This window comes from Streptomyces sp. NPDC051987, assembly GCF_040680735.1.
Taxonomy (GTDB): Bacteria; Actinomycetota; Actinomycetes; order Streptomycetales; family Streptomycetaceae; genus Streptomyces.
This window is the reverse complement of record NZ_JBFAXI010000075.1, coordinates 1-16,016: the sequence shown is the minus strand read 5'-3', so window position 1 is coordinate 16,016 and position 16,016 is coordinate 1. Positions and strand designations below refer to the sequence as shown.

The window sequence follows — 16,016 nt, the reverse complement described above, 5'->3', positions numbered from 1 at the left end:
TGCACTGAACCAAGATGCCGTGGAATGTAGGGCTCATTTCTTGCGACAGTCAAGAGAATGCACAACATGACTGAAGCCGGCACGACGGCATGGACAGCGTGCCGCGGCTACGCCGGAACCGTCTCGATCAGTCGGCGCGCCGCCTCCCGGGCCGGCGCCTCCAGCCGGGCGTGAACCGCACGGAACGTCTCCTCCGCCGTCCCCGCGGGCCAGGTCGCCGGCAGGTGAAGTACGGGCAGCCTGGGGTCGGTGCGGATGACCTGCAGCCACTCCGCGGTCAACCGGAGACGCAGGGCGAGGGCCTTCTCCGTGGGCAGGTCCTCACCGCTTGAGACGTACGGCTTCCAGGCTTTCTCGAAGGCCCGGTAGCGGTTGGCCAGTTCCTGCAGATCCCAGGCATCGTCGATCATCTCGGCGATGTCCATGCCGACGTCCGCGCGGGCCCGGAACACCTTCACGTGCGCGGCCAGACCCAGTTCGGCGACGATCCCGGAGACGTCGACATCGCCCGGCGCGATCCACAGCCCGCCGAACAGCGCGCCGAACCCCGCCCAGGTCAGCTGCGAACGCAGATCGTGCCGCTGGCGTTGCCAGGACTCCGGAAGCGAGAAACCCAGGAGCGTCCAGGTGCCGTCCCAGTCCCGGTTGACCGCGCCCGCCTTCCAGATGCGCCGCTCGCCGTCACGCAGGATCGCCTCCGAGCGGTCGGTGAGACCGACGTAGACCCGGCGCCCCTCGCGTCGGCGACGCAGCAGTCCCCGGTCGACCATGCGGGTGAGGGTGGACCTGGTGGCCTGTTCTCCGACTCCGGCATGCCGGAACACCTCGATGATGCTGCCCGTGTACACGCACTCACCGCGGCCCAGCACCTCGTCACCGAGGAAGCTCAGCAGAAGGGCCTGAGGGCGGGGGGCGGGACCGGTCACGCGCATACATTACGACGCCGCGATCCGCCGGACCTACGGCGCAAACCCCCAGGACACCGCGGACGCTGTGCCCGGCGACGCCGCGTTCGACGCGGGAGGCCGGGGGGCAGCACCCTGTCTGTGGGTAGTGCCACACAGTGGGCCGAGAGCCGCCCCGCTAGGGTCTTTCCACTGCCTACACATTCACCGGAGGGGCCATGGCGTTCGGCTGGATCGACGAACAGGCGGAGCGGCGCCGCCGCGCCGGACTCGTGCGGACCCTGCGCCCCCGCCCTGCCGACTCGCCGCTGCTGGACCTCGCGAGCAACGACTACCTGGGCCTCGCCCACCACCCGGAGGTGGCCGAGGGCGCCGCCGGGGCGGCCCGGACCTGGGGCGGCGGCTCCACCGGCTCCCGGCTGGTGACCGGCACGACGGAACTCCACACCGAACTGGAGCGGGAACTGGCCGATTTCTGCGGGTTCGAGGCCGCCCTGGTCTTCTCCTCCGGTTACGCGGCCAACCTCGCGGCCGTCACCACGCTCGGCCCGCACGGCTCCCTGATCGTCTCCGACGCCCTCAACCACGCCTCCCTGATCGACGGCTGCCGGCTGGCCCGCGGCACCACCCAGGTCGTCGGGCACGCCGCCCCGGACGCCGTGGACAAGGTGCTCGGCACCCATGAGGGGCCCGCGGTGGTCGTCTCCGACACGGTGTTCTCGGTCGACGGCGACGCGGCACCGCTGGCCGGCTTGGCCGCGGCATGCCGGGAGCACGGCGCCGGGCTGCTGGTCGACGACGCCCACGGGCTCGGGGTCCTCGGGGAGGGCGGGAGGGGGGCGCCGTACGCGGCCGGGCTCGCCGGCGCCGACGACGTGGTGGTCACGGCGACCCTGTCGAAGTCGCTGGGCAGTCAGGGCGGCGTGGTGCTGGGCCCGGCCCGGGTGATCGACCATCTGGTGAACGCGGCCCGCACCTTCATCTTCGACACCGGCCTGGCCCCCGCGGCGGCGGGCGCGGCGCTGGCGGCCCTGCGCCTGCTGCGCCGGGAGCCAGGGCGGGCGGCGCGGGCCCGTGAGGTGGCCGCGGAGCTGCACGCACGGCTGACCGCCGCGGGTCTGGAAGCGGTGCGTCCGGACGCCGCGGTGGTCTCCGTGCGGGCCCCGTCCCCGGAGCAGGCGGTGCGGTGGGCGGCCGACTGCCGGACGGCAGGGCTGGCCGTGGGGTGTTTCCGTCCGCCGTCGGTGCCGGACGGCATCTCACGGCTCAGGCTGACCGCCCGTGCGGACCTCTCCGGGGCCGAGATCGAACGCGCTGTACGTGTGATCGGCGAGACACGACCATGAGTCGGCGTGACACGGCCGGGCCTGGCTCGCGAGCGGATACGGAGTAGGGGATGGACCGGGTCGGAGTCTGGTCGGTTCCGGTCGTCTCCGATCAGACCCTGCTGGGGCCGATCAGTCGGTGAGCGCGGCCGTGAATCCCGCCCAGCTCTCGGGGGAGAAGAGCAGCGCGGGGCCCGCCGGAGCCTTGGAGTCGCGCACGGCGAGCAGTCCGGCCGCCGGGCCGGAGCGCGGCCGTGCCGTCTCCACGCAGTTGTTGGCTCCGGTGCTGTAGCTGCTGCGCAGCCACCGCAGTCCGGTCAGATCAGCACTTGAGGGAACGTTCCGAGGCAGTGCGGTCATGGTGCCTCCTTACGCGCCGTCAGCTATTGCGGCGATGTAATCCAACGAGTCCTCGGGGGAAAGGGCGTGGATCCGGAGCGTGTCGAAGGCCTCCGTGTAGGCCTGGAGGTCTTCTTTCCGCTCCAGGTAGAGGCTACTCGTCAACTGGTCGATAACAACCACGTCCAGATCGGAAGTGCTCGGAAATGAGAAGATTACGAAAGGGCCGGTGATGCCGATATGGGCTCCGGCCGCGAACGGCAGCACCTGGAGCTGTACTTGGGGCAGCCGGGCCGCCTCCACCAGTCGCGTCAGCTGCCGCGCCATCACGCCGGGGCCGCCCACCTCCCGGCGCAGCACCGCCTCGTCCAGGACCGCGTTCAGCTCCAGCGGCGGATCGTTGTGCAGCACGTCCTGCCTGGCCAGCCGCACCTCCACCAGGGTGTCCAGAGCCTCGTCGTCACTCCCGTCGACGGCCGCCCGGGTCACCGCGCGCGCGTACTCCGGGGTCTGCAGCAGGCCCGGCACCACCAGGGTCTCCAGGGTGCGCATCGCGCTGGCCTGTGACTCCAGGCTGATGAAATCCCGGTAGGCGGGCGGCAGTACGCCACGGTAGGCGTGCCACCAGTGGTGGCGCCCCGTGGTGTCCTCCGATCCCGCCAACACCAGGAGCAACTCACGCAGTTGCCCCTCGGACACGCCGTAGGCGTCCAGAAGTAACCGCACATCGGCCGGTTTCACACCGCTGGCGCCGGTCTCGATCCGGCTCACCTTCGACTGATGCCAGCCCACCAGACGGGCGGCCTCACCGCTCGTGAGGCCGGCGCCGGTGCGCAGTGCGCGCAGTTCGGCGCCCAGTTTCCGGCGGCGTACCGCGGGACCGTTCTGCATGGGCTACTCCTTACTCCTACCGAGCCACCCAAATACGGTCTGAGGTCGCAGAGTTCACCGCTTCGGGCGACAGATATATGCATATCTTGGTGGATCGCTCCCCTGACCGGCCCGGTAATGGCAGTCTGGCGAAGAAGCACCAGTCCGGGACCGTACTCGAACCATCCGCACCGTGTCGGACTCCGGTCCCGAGGAAAGGGACGACGTCGCCATGGCAGACCATCTGGAAGCATCCGTCACTCTGCCGAGCGAACCAGCCTCGGTCGCCACCGCCCGCTCCTACGTGCTGGACGTCCTCGCTGAGTGGGGACTGCCGCCCGAGACGGAGACCGCGGACACCGTCCGCCTCATCGTCTCCGAACTCGCCACCAACGCCGTGCAGCACACCTTCGGGCAGTCACCCACCTTCACGGTGGGCCTCGCGCTCGATCGGGACGAGCACCTGCGCATCGGCGTCACGGACAGCCATCCGCGCTTCCCCAAGAGACTTCCCGCCGCGGTCCAGCAGGACAACGGGCGCGGCATGGTCATCATCCGCTGGCTGACCGCCGAGTGCGGCGGCAAGCTCCGGGTGCGCCCCACCCGGGAGGGCGGCAAGACCGTCTCCATCGAACTCCCCTGGACGGTCCCCGCGAGCACGGTCACCGTGGCCGGTCAGCAGGAGCCGTAACCCCGAGCCCCTGCCGGCCGGCCGTCGCGGGAACGGGTCAGCTGACCCGGCCGTACCAGACACTGCGGGTCCAGATCTTCTGGAGCCGCACCACGTCCCCGGTCTTCGGGGCGTGCCAGATCTTTCCCTTCCCGGCGTAGATGCCGACGTGGTACACGTTGGAACCCGAGTGGAAGAAGACCAGGTCCCCGGCCTTGCGGTTGCCGGCCGAGATGTGACGGGTCTTGTTGTACTGCTGGGCCGCCGTCCGCGGCAGGGTCTTGCCCGCCTTCTTGAACGAGTACAGCGTGAGCCCGGAGCAGTCGAACCGGTTCGGGCCGGTGGCACCCCAGCGGTAGGGCGCGCCCTTCTTCGAGGCGGCCACCTGGAGCGCCTTCGTCGCCAGCGTGGCGGCCGAGGCGTCGGAGGCGACACCCGGTATCACGATCGAGCCGCCCACGGCGGCGATCGTCAGCGCGGAGGCCGTACCGGCCCGGGCCATGAGCGACGGAACACGATTGAGCGCAGTCATGCGCAACCCTTCGTCAGCCGCCTGTGAAGGATGACCTGTCGGATTCGGGCTGGCGAAGTTGCCCGGCCGTGGTGCCACGGCTTCACCCCAAGGGCTGCTCGGCCCGGTCATGGCGTGACCGTGCCGGCGACCCGGCTTGCTTGGGTCCTCCACTCCTGCCGATGCACTTCTGTCGACGGGTCAATCCGGGCGGCGGCAGGACTCGGCGTCCGCCCGGACCGCCCCGCCGCTGTGGCGGGGGCTTGTCGTCAGACAGGGATCTTCACTCACGCGTGTCCGAAAATCCCAACGGAATCGGGGGTTTGTGGGGTTACTCACCACCCACCCGTTCGGGTGGACAGTCCTGTGTTCGATTCTTCGTCAACTGCCCTGCGTACCCCCGGACCTGCGCGGAAGCCCCTCGGAGGCACCCCCGCGCAGGCACCCTGAGCGGCCTCCGCGGGCAGGTAAAACCACGCCACACTCCACCGAACGGCGGTAACCCCTTTGGAGCGTTTCGACTCCGGCCCCCGCGCACCGTCGACGCCCCGGACCGGAGTCCGGCGGGTCTCACCGTACGCAGTCGGGCGGGAGTGCGACGCGAGCGGTCCGGCGCTCGCCGTCGAGCACCCGCAACGCCCGTGCCAGCGTGTCCCCGTGAAGCTCCGTCTCGCCCCGCCGGTGCATCAGGGCCAGCGCGTCCCGCAGCTCGGACGCCGCGCGCACCAGCGCCTGCGCGGCGCGCAGCCCGCGGTAGGTGTCCTCGTTCTGCGCCGGATTGATCCGGCCCAGCAGGTCCACCACGTCCAGGTAACGGTCGATCAGCTCACCCTCGGCCCGGGTCAGTGCGGGCAACGGCGGCAGCTCCGGTGGCAGCATCGGCGGCTCACCTCGCGCCCGGCAGGCCGGGCATGGGGCGGCGGCCGGGCACGATCCGGTCCACCAGGCCGTACGCCAGCGCCGCCGGCGCGTCCAGCACCAGATCCCGCTCCAGGTCCCGGTGCACCTGCTCCGCCGTGCGTCCCGTGTGCCGGACGAGCAGCTGTTCGAGCAGCGCCCGGACCCGCTCCAACTCCTCGGCCTGGAGGAAGAGATCACTCGGTTGGCCCTGCACGGGTTGTGGCAGTGACGGCTGTTGGAGCACGACGCGCGCGCCCGGCAGCATGGACCGCTTGCCCGGTGTGCCGGCCGCGAGCAGGACCGCCGCCGAGGCCCCGGCCTGGGCGAGGCAGATCGTCTCCACGTCGCAGCTCACGTACCGGACCGTGTCGTAGATCGCGGTCATGGCGCCGAACGAACCGCCCGGGGAGTTGATGTACAGCGCGATGTCCCGCTCCGGAGCCGCGTGCTCCAGATACATGAGCTGCGCCGTCACGTCGTTGGCCGAGACCTCGTCGACGGGCGCGCCGAGGAAGACGATCCGCTCCTCCAGCAGCTTCGAGTACGGGTCGAGGGTGCGGTGCCCAGCGGTCGTGCGTTCGGTGAACTCGGGCAGGACATGGCGGGCGGACGGTCGGGTCATGGCTGTACCCCTCCTCGCGACGGAGACGGCCCGGTTGCCGGGCTCTCTGGTCAAAATGTACAGGACGTACAGATCGTTGCGGAGGGGTTCCGCTGTCACCGGACAAGAGGTGATGTCCGGGGTGCCCCGTAAGCTGGGTTCATGGCCTACGAGATTCCGGTGACGCAAGCCAGGGCTGAGCTCGCCGAACTGATCAACCGGGTGGTGTACGGCGGTGAGCGCGTCGTCGTGACGCGCCACGGCAAGCCGCTGGTCGCCCTCGTCTCCGCCGCCGACCTCGAACGCCTCGAAGGGCTCTCGGAGCCCGCCGAGGACCATGTGGACCACGTGGTCAGCTCGGTCTCCACGGTCCGCGAGACCCCCACCGCGCGGCCGGAGCGCAGCCGCTTCGGCATCGCGGCGGAGCACCGGGGGGCCACCGGCGGCTAGCCGGCCCCGAGCGAGCGCGGCGGCCCTCCCCGGGCGTTCGGGTGAGGGCCGTTCGGGTGTCGTGGGCGGCGCGGGTGGCGCAGGGCGGCGCGGGTGTCGTGGGTGGCGCGTGGCGCGTGGCGCGGGTGTCGTGGGCGGCGCGGGTGGCGGACGGGTCCGGCGGCGCCGCCGGGGCGTGTGGCGGAGCGATGCGGAGTGAGGCGGTGCGGTGCGGAGTGAGGTGGAGCGAGGCGCGCTTCCGTGCGCCGGTCGCGCCGCCTGTGCCGCTCGTGCGCCGGTCATGAGGTGATCAAGGTCCGGTTAACGTCGTCGAAACGCCGGCGAACTAGCCTGCCGATCCATGCCACCTGGGGTTTTCCCCGGCCGGATCGGGTCGTGAGCCCCGTCGGTCGCGGTGGCCGCGGCAACCGGACCCCGCACGGTCCGGAGCGAGGACTGTGAGGTGGGACGTGCAACTGACCCCGCACGAGCAAGAGAGGCTGCTGATCCACGTGGCGGCCGACGTCGCCGAGAAGCGCCGGGCCCGCGGGCTCAGGCTGAACCACCCCGAAGCGGTCGCGCTCATCACGTCGCACATTCTCGAAGGCGCCCGTGACGGCCGTACCGTCGCCGAACTGATGGCCTCCGGGCGCAAGCTGCTCACCAGGGACGACGTCATGGAGGGCATTCCCGAGATGATCCACGACGTGCAGGTCGAGGCGACCTTCCCGGACGGCACCAAGCTCGTCACCGTCCACGACCCGATCGTCTGAGGGGGGCGACGATGATTCCCGGAGAAGTGCTCTTCGCCGACGGACCCGTCGTATTCAATGCGGGCCGCGAGGTCACCCGGCTGACCGTCCTCAACGCCGCCGACCGGCCCGTCCAGGTCGGCTCCCACTACCACTTCGCCGAGGCCAATCCCGGACTGGAGTTCGACCGGGAGGCGGCGCGCGGCAAGCGGCTGAACGTCGCCGCCGGCACCGCCGTCCGTTTCGAGCCCGGTATCCCCGTCGACGTCGAACTCGTCCCGCTCACCGGCGCCCGCGTGGTCCCCGGGCTGCGCGGCGAGACCGGAGGTGCCCTCGATGCCTGAGATCTCCCGCGCCGCGTACGCCGACCTGTTCGGGCCGACCACCGGGGACCGGATCCGGCTCGCCGACACCGACCTGCTCGTGGAGATCGAGGAGGACCGCTCCGGCGGCCCCGGGCTCGCCGGGGACGAGGCGGTCTTCGGCGGCGGCAAGGTCATCCGCGAGTCCATGGGCCAGTCCCGCGCTACGCGCGCAGACGGCACCCCCGACACGGTCGTCACGGGTGCCGTGATCATCGACCACTGGGGCGTCGTCAAGGCCGACATCGGCATCCGCGACGGCCGGATCACCGGCATCGGCAAGGCCGGCAACCCCGACACCATGGACGGCGTCCACCCGGACCTGGTGATCGGCCCCGAGACCGAGGTCATCGCCGGCAACGGACGCATCCTCACCGCGGGCGGTGTGGACGCCCACGTCCACTTCATCTGCCCGCAGATCGCCGACGAGGCGCTGGCGTCGGGGATCACCACGCTGGTGGGCGGCGGCACCGGCCCCGCCGAGGGCTCGAAGGCGACCACCGTCACCCCGGGCCCCTGGCACCTCGCCCGGATGCTGGAGGCGATGGAGCAGTACCCGCTCAACATCGGGTTCCTCGGCAAGGGCAACACCGTCTCGCACGAGGCGATGCTCTCCCAGATCCGGGGCGGAGCGCTGGGGCTGAAGCTGCACGAGGACTGGGGGTCGACGCCGGCCGTCATCGACGCGGCCCTGACCGTCGCCGACCGGACCGGCATCCAGGTGGCCATTCACACGGACACCCTGAACGAAGCGGGATTCGTGGCGGACACGCTCGCCGCGATCGGCGGCCGCGGGATCCACGCTTACCACACCGAGGGTGCGGGCGGCGGGCACGCCCCGGACATCATGACGGTCGTCTCCGAACCGCACGTGCTGCCGAGTTCGACCAACCCGACCCGGCCGTACACGGTGAACACCGCCGAGGAACACCTCGACATGCTGATGGTGTGCCACCACCTCAACCCGGCGGTGCCGGAGGACCTGGCCTTCGCCGAGTCCCGGATCCGGCCGTCGACCATCGGCGCGGAGGACATCCTGCACGACCTGGGCGCGATCTCGATCATCTCGTCCGACTCGCAGGCCATGGGACGCGTGGGCGAGGTGATCCTGCGCACCTGGCAGACCGCGCACGTGATGAAGCGGCGGCGGGGCGCGCTGCCGGGCGACGGGCGCGCCGACAACCACCGGGTACGGCGCTACGTCGCCAAGTACACGATCAACCCGGCCCTCGCGCAGGGGCTGGCCGGGGAGATCGGCTCGGTCGAGACCGGCAAGCTCGCCGACCTGGTGCTCTGGGAGCCCGCGTTCTTCGGGGTCAAGCCGCAGCTCGTCCTCAAGGGCGGCCAGATCGCCTACGCGCAGATGGGCGACGCCAACGCGTCCATCCCGACGCCCCAGCCGATCCTGCCCCGCCCGATGTACGGGGCGATCGGGCGGGCCCCGGCCGCCAACTCCCTCAACTTCGTCGCCCCGTTGGCGATCGAGGACGGCCTGCCGGAGCGGCTGGCGCTCGGGAAGCGGTTCGTCGCCATCGCGTCGACCCGGGGTGTCACCAAGGCGGACATGCGGCAGAACGACGCGCGTCCGCGGGTGCGGGTCGATCCCGACAGCTTCGCCGTGCACATCGACGGGGAGCTGGTCGAGGCGACGCCGGCCGCGGAACTGCCCATGGCCCAGCGCTACTTCCTCTTCTGAGCGCAGGGGGTCGGGATGTCTCGGGCAGCTTTGCTGGTGCTGGCCGACGGCCGGTTTCCCGCCGGCGGGCATGCGCACTCCGGCGGGGCGGAGGCCGCCGTCAAGGCCGGGCGGATCACCGGGGCCGCGAGCCTGGAGGAGTACTGCCGGGGGCGGCTGCACACGGCGGGGCTGGTGGCGGGTGCGGTCGCCGCGGCGGCGGTACTCGGCGTCGGCGTAAGGGAGTTGGACGCCGCTGTCGACGCGCGGACGCCGTCGGCCGCGCTGCGGGGGGCGGGGCGCAGGCTCGGGCGGCAGTTGCTGCGGGCCGCGCGGGTGGCCTGGCCGTCCGCCGAACTCGACGCGCTGGCCGGTGGGTTTCCCAAGGGGGCGCACCAGCCCGTGGTGTTGGGGGTGGTGGCGCGGGCTGCGGGGCTTTCGGCGGAGGACGCGGCGTACTGCGCCGCGTACGAGAGTGTGAGCGGGCCGGCCACGGCGGTGGTGCGGTTGCTGGGTCTGGATCCGTTCGAGGCCACGGGGGTGCTGGCGCGGCTGGCCGGGGAGGTGGACCGGGTGGCCGACGGGGCGGTGGAGGCGGCGCGGGAGGTGGTGGCCGGCGGGGACGGGGTCGATGCGTTGCCCGCGGGGTCGGCGCCGTTGGCGGAGATCGGGGCGGAGTGGCATGCGGCGTGGGCGGTGCGGTTGTTCGCGTCGTAGGGGGTTTCACGCCCCCGCCGCCCCTACCCGTCCCGTCCCTCCAGGGGGTGGGCCCCCTTCGACCGCCCGGTTCGGGGGCTGCCGCCCCCGGACCCCCGCATCGGCCTGCCGGCCTCGTCCTCAAACGCCGGACGGGCTGAAAGCGTCTGCCGGACGGGCTGAAAGTGTCCTCGAACGCCGTTGAACAAGGAGCCGTACATGCATCTCGATCATGATCACCACCACGGTCCCGCTGCCCTCGGCGCGGACGCCCGGCGGGCCGACGGGTCCCGGCGGGCTCTGCGGATCGGGCTCGGCGGGCCCGTGGGGTCCGGGAAGACGGCCACCGTGGCCGCGCTGTGCCGGGCGCTGCGGGACGAGCTGTCCCTTGCTGTGGTCACCAACGACATCTACACGCGCGAGGACGCCGAGTTCCTGCTCCGGGAGGCCGTGCTGCCGCCGGAGCGGATCGCCGCCGTGGAGACGGGGGCCTGTCCGCACACCGCGATCCGGGACGACATCTCGGCCAACCTCGAAGCCGTGGAGGACCTGGAGGACGAGGTCGGGCCGCTGGACCTCATCCTCGTCGAGTCCGGCGGGGACAATCTCACCGCCACCTTCTCCAAGGGGCTCGTGGACGCGCAGATCTTCGTGATCGACGTGGCGGGCGGGGACGACATTCCGCGCAAGGGAGGACCGGGGGTGACGACGGCCGACCTGCTGGTGGTCAACAAGACGGACCTGGCGCCCTACGTGGGGTCGGATCTGGCGCGGATGGCCGTCGACGCCAAGGCGCAGCGCGCCGAACTTCCCGTCGTCTTCCAGTCGTTGCGTGGCGAGACAGGCGTCGCGGACGTGGCCGCGTGGGTGCGGGAGCGGCTCGCGGCGTGGGCCGCGTGACGGGCACGGGGGTACGCGCCCTCGCCCGGATCGTGGCGCGGCCCGACGGGCGGGGCGGTACCGCGCTGCCCGTGCTGGAGGGCGAGGGGCCGCTCGCCCTGCGGCGTACCCGGGGGAGCGGCGCCGAGGCCCGGGTGATGGTCGTCGGGGCGATGAGCGGGCCGCTCGGCGGGGACCGCTTCGGGATCGAGGCCCGGGTCGAGGCGGGGGGCCGGCTCTCGGTCGGGTCGGCCGCCGCCACCATCGCGCTGCCGGGCCAGGGGAAGGAGGAGGCGCGGTACGACGTCCGGCTGGAGGTCGCCGACGAGGCTGAACTGCGGTGGCTGCCGGAACAGTTGATCTCGGCCGGCGGGAGCGATCTGCGGGTCCGCACCCGCGTCGACGTCGCGGCGGGCGGCCGGCTCGTGCTGCGGGAGGAGCAGGTGCTCGGGCGGGTGGGGGAGGAGCCCGGCCGGCTCGGCAGCCGGCTCACCGTCCGGGTGGCCGGGAGAGTGGTGCTGGACCAGGAGTTGGCCTGCGGACCCGGGGCGCCGGGCGGCTGGGACGGGCCCGCCGTGCTCGCAGGACATCGTGCCGTGGGACAACTCGTGGTCATCAGGCCGGAGTTCGCGGAGGAGCCGATGGCGGCGCGGATGCTGGGGGAGTGCGCCGCGCTCACTCCGCTCGCCGGGCCCGCGGTGTTGGTGAGCGCGGTGGCCGGGGACGCCCTGCGGCTGCGGCGGAAACTGGACGAGGCGTTGGCCCGGTTGGGCGACTGATCCGCTCAGCGGGACAAGCGGGATGTGAACGTCCGGTTATCGGATTGGTAAAGACGGCTGACAGGCCCTGTTCTCAGCGGGCTCACAGCCGGAAGGATCTCCCCTGACCGATCGTCATCATGTGAGGGGGAGGGCCCACTTGAGGGACATCCGCAGATCGAGAAGCCGGGTGCTGGCGCTGGGTTCGGCCGGAGCGCTCGTCACGGCCGGCCTGATCGCCGGCGGCCTCGCGGCACCCGCCGCCGGTGCCGAGGCCCGGTACGGCGGCCAGGACCGTGCGCAGCAGGGTGCGGCCGTCGCGGCCGCGCGGGCCGCCAAGGCCGGGATCGACTGGGCCGACTGCCCTGCCGACTGGGCACTGACCAAGCCCGTGCAGTGCGGCTGGGTCAGTGTGCCGCTCGACTACACGAAGCCCTACGGCAAGCAGATCAAGCTCGCCGTCGACCGAATAGGCAGCACCGGGACGCCGGCCGAGCGCCAGGGCGCGCTCGTCTACAACCCCGGCGGTCCGGGCGGCTCGGGGATGCGCTTCCCGCTCCGGGTCACCAACAAGAACCCCCTGTGGGTCAACGCCTCCAAGGCGTACGACTTCGTGGGCTTCGACCCGCGCGGTGTCGGCCACTCCGCGCCCATCTCCTGCCAGGACCCGCAGGAGTTCGTGAAGGCCCCCAAGGCCGACCCGGTGCCGGACACCGAGGCCGACAAGACCGCGCAGCGCAGGCTCGCCAAGCAGTACGCGGACGGCTGCGCCGAGCGCACCGGCCGCGCGATGCTCCAGCAGATGACCACCGCCAACACCGCCCGTGACCTGGACGTCATCCGGGCCGCGCTCGGCGAGAAGAAGCTCAACTACCTCGGTGTCTCCTACGGCACCTACCTCGGCGCGGTGTACGGGACGCTGTTCCCGGACCACGTGCGCCGGATGATCGTCGACAGTGTCGTCAACCCGTCGCGCAAGAACATCTGGTACCAGGCCAACCTGGACCAGGACGTCGCCTTCGAGGGCCGCTGGAAGGACTGGGAGGACTGGGTCGCCGCCCATGACTCCGCCTTCCACCTGGGGACCACGCGGGACGCCGTCCAGGCCAAGTGGCTGCAGCTGCGCGCCACCGCCAAGGCGCACCCGATCGGCGGGGTCGTCGGACCGGCCGAGCTGATCGGGTTCTTCCAGAAGGCGCCGTACTACGACTCCTCGTGGGTCCCGGTCGCCTCGGTGTTCGCCAAGTACTTCGCCGGTGACACCCAGGCCCTGGTCGACGCGGCCGCGCCGGACCTCAGCGACACCGCCGGCAACATCACGTCGGAGAACGGCAACGCCGTCTACACCGCCGTCGAGTGCACCGACGCCAAGTGGCCCACCGGCTGGCACAAGTGGGACCGCGACAACACCGAGCTCAACAAGCAGTACCCCTTCTTGACCTGGGCCAACGCCTGGATGAACCTGCCGTGCGCCACCTGGCCGGTCCAGCAGCAGACGCCGGTGGAGGTCAGGACCCACAAGGGGCTGCCGCCGGTGCTGATCGTGCAGTCCACGCGGGACGCCGCCACCCCGTACCCCGGCGCGGTCGAACTGCACAAGCGTTTCCAGGGCTCCCGCCTCATCACCGAGCAGGGCGCCGGCTCGCACGGCGTGACCGGCCTGGTCAACCCGTGCATCAACAGCCGGGTGGACACCTACCTGCTCACCGGCGCGCTGGACGGCACGGACGTCACCTGCGGCCCGCACGCCACCCCGCAGCCGTAACCGCTCCGCCACGACGACGAGGGGCGGCCGGATCACTCCGGCCGCCCCTCCCGCGCTCCCGGTCGGCCGCCCCCGGTGCTCCCCGTCGGCCGCCCCTCCCGCGCTCGCGGTCAGCTCAGCGGTGCCCGCGGGAACCTTCGCTCCTTCTCGCCCTTCGCCGTCGCCTGCTCCGCCTTGACGACGGCCGCGTACTCGTCGACGTACTCCTGCTCCGACAGGGTCAGGATGGCGTACATGATCTCGTCGGTGACGGCGCGCAGGACGGCCTTCTCGTCCTCCATCCCGGCGTAGCGGGAGAACTCGAGGGGCTCGCCGAAGCGGATCACGACGGGGTGGATGTTCGGGACGACCTTGCCGGGCGGCTGTGCCTCGAACGTGCCGATCATCGCGCAGGGGACCACCGGGACACCGGCCCGCAGCGCCATCACCGCGACTCCTACCTTGCCCTTGTACAGCCGGCCGTCGTGCGAGCGCGTGCCCTCCGGATAGATGCCGAGCAGCTCGCCCTTGCGCAGCACGCCCAGCCCCTCCCGGATCGCGGCCTGACCCGCCTCCTTGCCGGAGCGGTCCACCGGGATCTGCCCGGCGCTGCGGAAGAAGAAGGCGGTCAGCCGGCCCCGCACCCCCGGCCCGGTGAAGTACTCGGCCTTGGCGAGGAAGGTGATGCGCCGCTTGAGGACGGCCGGCATCAGGAAGTGGTCGGAGAAGGAGAGATGGTTGCCGGCGATGATGGCCGGTCCCGACGGCGGCACATGCTCCAGGCCCTCGATCCGCGGCCGGAACACCACTCTCAGCAGCGGCCCCAGCAGTACGTACTTGAGCAGGTAGTAGAACACGGCTCTCTCCTCTACTTTCGCCGGTCCCCGCCGGAACCGGCGTCTCCCCAGGTCGGATCGTCCACGGCGGCCCTGGGTTGATCGGCGCCCGCCGTCATCCGTGGCCATGTCCCGGTCGTTCTCATGCTGATCCTTCCCCGTCGGCCTGATAAGCCGTCAGGTCAGGTACGGCAGAGTGCGACGCGAGCGTGACCGGCCCCCCCGTCACAGCCGATCGAACATCGTCTCGTCGGATTTCACCATGCTGGAGACCGGGTCGTCGGCCGCCCGCGGCAGGACACCGCCCCGCCGCACCGCGGGCTCTTCACCACGAGTGGTCGGCCAGGGACAGGAGAAGACGTGCGGTCTCCGGCCGGAGGCGGTCGGAATGCGCACCGGCGGGTCAGCTGCCGCGCACGAAGACCTCGCTCGCGTCGATGGAGACGATCAGACGCGTAATCGCCGCCCATGGGTGCTGAGCGCACGACAGCCGGATTCCGTCCGCTTCCTGCCCGTGGCCGGCGCCGGGCGCCGCTGCGGGTGGCTGGGCGGGAGTGCCGGTGCCGGTGCGCTCTCAGGGGATGCATAGGATGGCCCCGATGCGCCCCACCGAGCAGCCCGCCCCGCGACCGCCCTTCCGGCGGTGGCGTGCCCTCCTCGTGCTGGGGCTGCTGGCCGGGCTGCTGGGCATGCACGCGCTGGCACCCGGCGGTGGCCTGGCAGGCCACGCCGGACCGGAGCGGGCCGTCCCGCACCCGGCGGTCATGGTCACCGCCTACGACGGCTGCTCCGGCGACGACGGCCACTGCGGCGACCACCATGCGCACCACGCCGACGCGACCTGCGCCTCCGGTGCGGTCAGCGGCGGACCGGCGTTGACCGCACCGGCCGCGGACCCGGCGCCGGTCCCCGCGGCCGCCCGCGCGCTCGGCTCCCGCCCCGCCACGGCACCGGACGCCGCCCGGCCGCCCCCTGATCTGGCCGAACTGCAGCTCCTGCGGATCTAGAGGCACCCGAGCCGGCCGTACGCGCACCCGCGCCGCGGCCGTGCTCCCGCGTGCCCCCTCACCGCTATCGCAGGAGATCCAGCATGACCACCACGCGTACCCGTGCCGTCCTCGTCGCGTTCACCGCGACCGCCGCCCTCGCCCTCGCCGCCTGCGGTGGCGGCGACGACAGCGCCGGCACCGCGCACGCCTCCCACTCGGCGGCGGGCGGCGGCACCGCCTCCGCCTCCGCCGGGGCGCACAACGCGCAGGACGTGTCCTTCGCGCAGACCATGATCCCGCACCACCGGCAGGCCCTGGAGATGGCCTCCCTCGCCGCCGACCACGCCTCCTCCGCCCAGGTGAAGGACCTCGCCGCCCGGATCGAGAAGGCCCAGGACCCGGAGATCAACACCATGACCGGCTGGCTGAAGGCCTGGGGCGAGGAGGTGCCCATGGCGGGCATGGACCACACCGGTCACGGCGGCATGGCCGGGATGATGTCCGACAAGGACATGACGATGCTGAAGCAGTCCAAGGGGAAGGACTTCGACACGATGTTCCTGACCATGATGGTCCAGCACCACCAGGGCGCCGTGCAGATGGCCGGTACCGAGCAGGCCAAGGGCGCGTACGCGCCGGCCACCGGCATGGCCGGCGCCATCGTCACCGGGCAGAACGCCGAGATCGAGGAGATGAACAAGCTCCTCGGCAAGGGCTGAGGGGTGCCGGTGGTGTCGTCCAGGGCTATCCGGGCGCGGGGGGCGTGGGCCGCCTC

At 71.9% G+C, this 16,016-nt stretch carries 19 protein-coding genes and 1 riboswitch; of the genes, 12 read left to right on the top strand and 7 right to left on the bottom strand.

What is annotated here, in order from left to right; translation table 11 throughout:
* Positions 1–107: 107 nt before the first annotated feature.
* The gene (locus tag AB0M11_RS30525) at positions 108–932 is read right to left on the bottom strand and encodes a PaaX family transcriptional regulator C-terminal domain-containing protein (protein ID WP_365711148.1); all 825 of its coding nucleotides are present in this window, start codon (positions 930–932) and stop codon (positions 108–110) included.
* A 191-nt stretch (positions 933–1,123) separates the two neighbouring features.
* Here AB0M11_RS30525 and AB0M11_RS30520 point away from each other — a divergent pair, with 191 nt between their 5' ends.
* Positions 1,124–2,251, top strand: a complete 1,128-nt coding sequence (locus AB0M11_RS30520) for an 8-amino-7-oxononanoate synthase (RefSeq protein ID WP_365711146.1) — start codon at positions 1,124–1,126, stop codon at positions 2,249–2,251.
* A gap of 111 nt (positions 2,252–2,362) precedes the next feature.
* On the opposite strand, the gene AB0M11_RS30515 is transcribed toward AB0M11_RS30520, so the two are convergent.
* Positions 2,363–2,590 (bottom strand): DUF397 domain-containing protein, encoded by a 228-nt coding sequence (locus AB0M11_RS30515; protein WP_365711144.1) that lies wholly within the window; start codon positions 2,588–2,590, stop codon positions 2,363–2,365.
* 9 nt (positions 2,591–2,599) lie between these two features.
* Entirely contained in the window at positions 2,600–3,460 is an 861-nt protein-coding gene (locus AB0M11_RS30510) for a helix-turn-helix transcriptional regulator (RefSeq protein WP_365711142.1), read from the bottom strand.
* 211 nt (positions 3,461–3,671) lie between these two features.
* Between AB0M11_RS30510 and AB0M11_RS30505 the strand changes: the two genes are divergently transcribed.
* Complete coding sequence (locus AB0M11_RS30505) at positions 3,672–4,130, top strand: ATP-binding protein (protein WP_365711140.1); 459 nt, start codon at positions 3,672–3,674, stop codon at positions 4,128–4,130.
* A 37-nt stretch (positions 4,131–4,167) separates the two neighbouring features.
* Here AB0M11_RS30505 and AB0M11_RS30500 read toward each other — a convergent pair whose 3' ends face one another.
* From AB0M11_RS30500 to AB0M11_RS30490, 3 genes are all read right to left on the bottom strand, one after another.
* A complete protein-coding gene (locus AB0M11_RS30500; RefSeq protein WP_365711138.1) occupies positions 4,168–4,641 on the bottom strand; it encodes a C40 family peptidase in 474 nt (157 codons plus the stop codon).
* A 3-nt stretch (positions 4,642–4,644) separates the two neighbouring features.
* Positions 4,645–4,829, bottom strand: a riboswitch (cyclic di-AMP (ydaO/yuaA leader).
* A gap of 361 nt (positions 4,830–5,190) precedes the next feature.
* Positions 5,191–5,499: a hypothetical protein gene (locus AB0M11_RS30495; RefSeq protein ID WP_046730013.1), complete on the bottom strand. Its 309-nt coding sequence runs from the start codon at positions 5,497–5,499 to the stop codon at positions 5,191–5,193.
* A gap of 7 nt (positions 5,500–5,506) precedes the next feature.
* The gene (locus tag AB0M11_RS30490) at positions 5,507–6,142 is read right to left on the bottom strand and encodes an ATP-dependent Clp protease proteolytic subunit (RefSeq protein WP_365711137.1); all 636 of its coding nucleotides are present in this window, start codon (positions 6,140–6,142) and stop codon (positions 5,507–5,509) included.
* Between the two features lie 141 nt (positions 6,143–6,283).
* On the opposite strand from AB0M11_RS30490, the gene AB0M11_RS30485 reads away from it, so the two are divergent.
* The 8 genes from AB0M11_RS30485 (at position 6,284) to AB0M11_RS30450 (ending at position 13,437) form a co-directional block, all read left to right on the top strand.
* On the top strand, positions 6,284–6,571 hold the full coding sequence (locus tag AB0M11_RS30485) for a type II toxin-antitoxin system Phd/YefM family antitoxin (protein ID WP_365711136.1): 288 nt from the start codon (positions 6,284–6,286) through the stop codon (positions 6,569–6,571).
* Between the two features lie 449 nt (positions 6,572–7,020).
* Positions 7,021–7,323: an urease subunit gamma gene (locus AB0M11_RS30480; protein ID WP_037782101.1), complete on the top strand. Its 303-nt coding sequence runs from the start codon at positions 7,021–7,023 to the stop codon at positions 7,321–7,323.
* 11 nt (positions 7,324–7,334) lie between these two features.
* Complete coding sequence (locus AB0M11_RS30475) at positions 7,335–7,646, top strand: urease subunit beta (protein WP_365711135.1); 312 nt, start codon at positions 7,335–7,337, stop codon at positions 7,644–7,646.
* Positions 7,639–9,360, top strand: coding sequence for an urease subunit alpha (locus AB0M11_RS30470; RefSeq protein ID WP_365711134.1), 1,722 nt, complete (start codon positions 7,639–7,641; stop codon positions 9,358–9,360). Before AB0M11_RS30475 ends, AB0M11_RS30470 begins: the two co-directional genes overlap by 8 nt.
* Before the next feature lie 15 nt (positions 9,361–9,375).
* On the top strand, positions 9,376–10,056 hold the full coding sequence (locus AB0M11_RS30465; RefSeq protein WP_365711133.1) for an urease accessory UreF family protein: 681 nt from the start codon (positions 9,376–9,378) through the stop codon (positions 10,054–10,056).
* 198 nt (positions 10,057–10,254) lie between these two features.
* Positions 10,255–10,935 carry an urease accessory protein UreG gene (gene ureG, locus AB0M11_RS30460; protein WP_365711129.1) on the top strand — a complete coding sequence of 227 codons (681 nt, stop codon included), beginning with the start codon at positions 10,255–10,257 and terminating at the stop codon, positions 10,933–10,935.
* Positions 10,932–11,693: an urease accessory protein UreD gene (locus AB0M11_RS30455; protein WP_365711184.1), complete on the top strand. Its 762-nt coding sequence runs from the start codon at positions 10,932–10,934 to the stop codon at positions 11,691–11,693. The genes ureG and AB0M11_RS30455 overlap by 4 nt, the downstream gene beginning before the upstream one ends.
* Before the next feature lie 139 nt (positions 11,694–11,832).
* Positions 11,833–13,437, top strand: coding sequence for an alpha/beta hydrolase (locus AB0M11_RS30450; RefSeq protein ID WP_365711127.1), 1,605 nt, complete (start codon positions 11,833–11,835; stop codon positions 13,435–13,437).
* Positions 13,438–13,547: 110 nt separating this feature from the next.
* On the opposite strand, the gene AB0M11_RS30445 is transcribed toward AB0M11_RS30450, so the two are convergent.
* Positions 13,548–14,273 (bottom strand): lysophospholipid acyltransferase family protein, encoded by a 726-nt coding sequence (locus AB0M11_RS30445; protein ID WP_365711125.1) that lies wholly within the window; start codon positions 14,271–14,273, stop codon positions 13,548–13,550.
* 578 nt (positions 14,274–14,851) lie between these two features.
* Here AB0M11_RS30445 and AB0M11_RS30440 point away from each other — a divergent pair.
* Together AB0M11_RS30440 and AB0M11_RS30435 are read left to right on the top strand one after the other, a co-directional pair.
* The gene (locus AB0M11_RS30440; protein ID WP_365711123.1) at positions 14,852–15,259 is read left to right on the top strand and encodes a DUF6153 family protein; all 408 of its coding nucleotides are present in this window, start codon (positions 14,852–14,854) and stop codon (positions 15,257–15,259) included.
* An 83-nt stretch (positions 15,260–15,342) separates the two neighbouring features.
* On the top strand, positions 15,343–15,960 hold the full coding sequence (locus tag AB0M11_RS30435) for a DUF305 domain-containing protein (protein ID WP_365711121.1): 618 nt from the start codon (positions 15,343–15,345) through the stop codon (positions 15,958–15,960).
* Positions 15,961–16,016 lie beyond the last annotated feature (56 nt).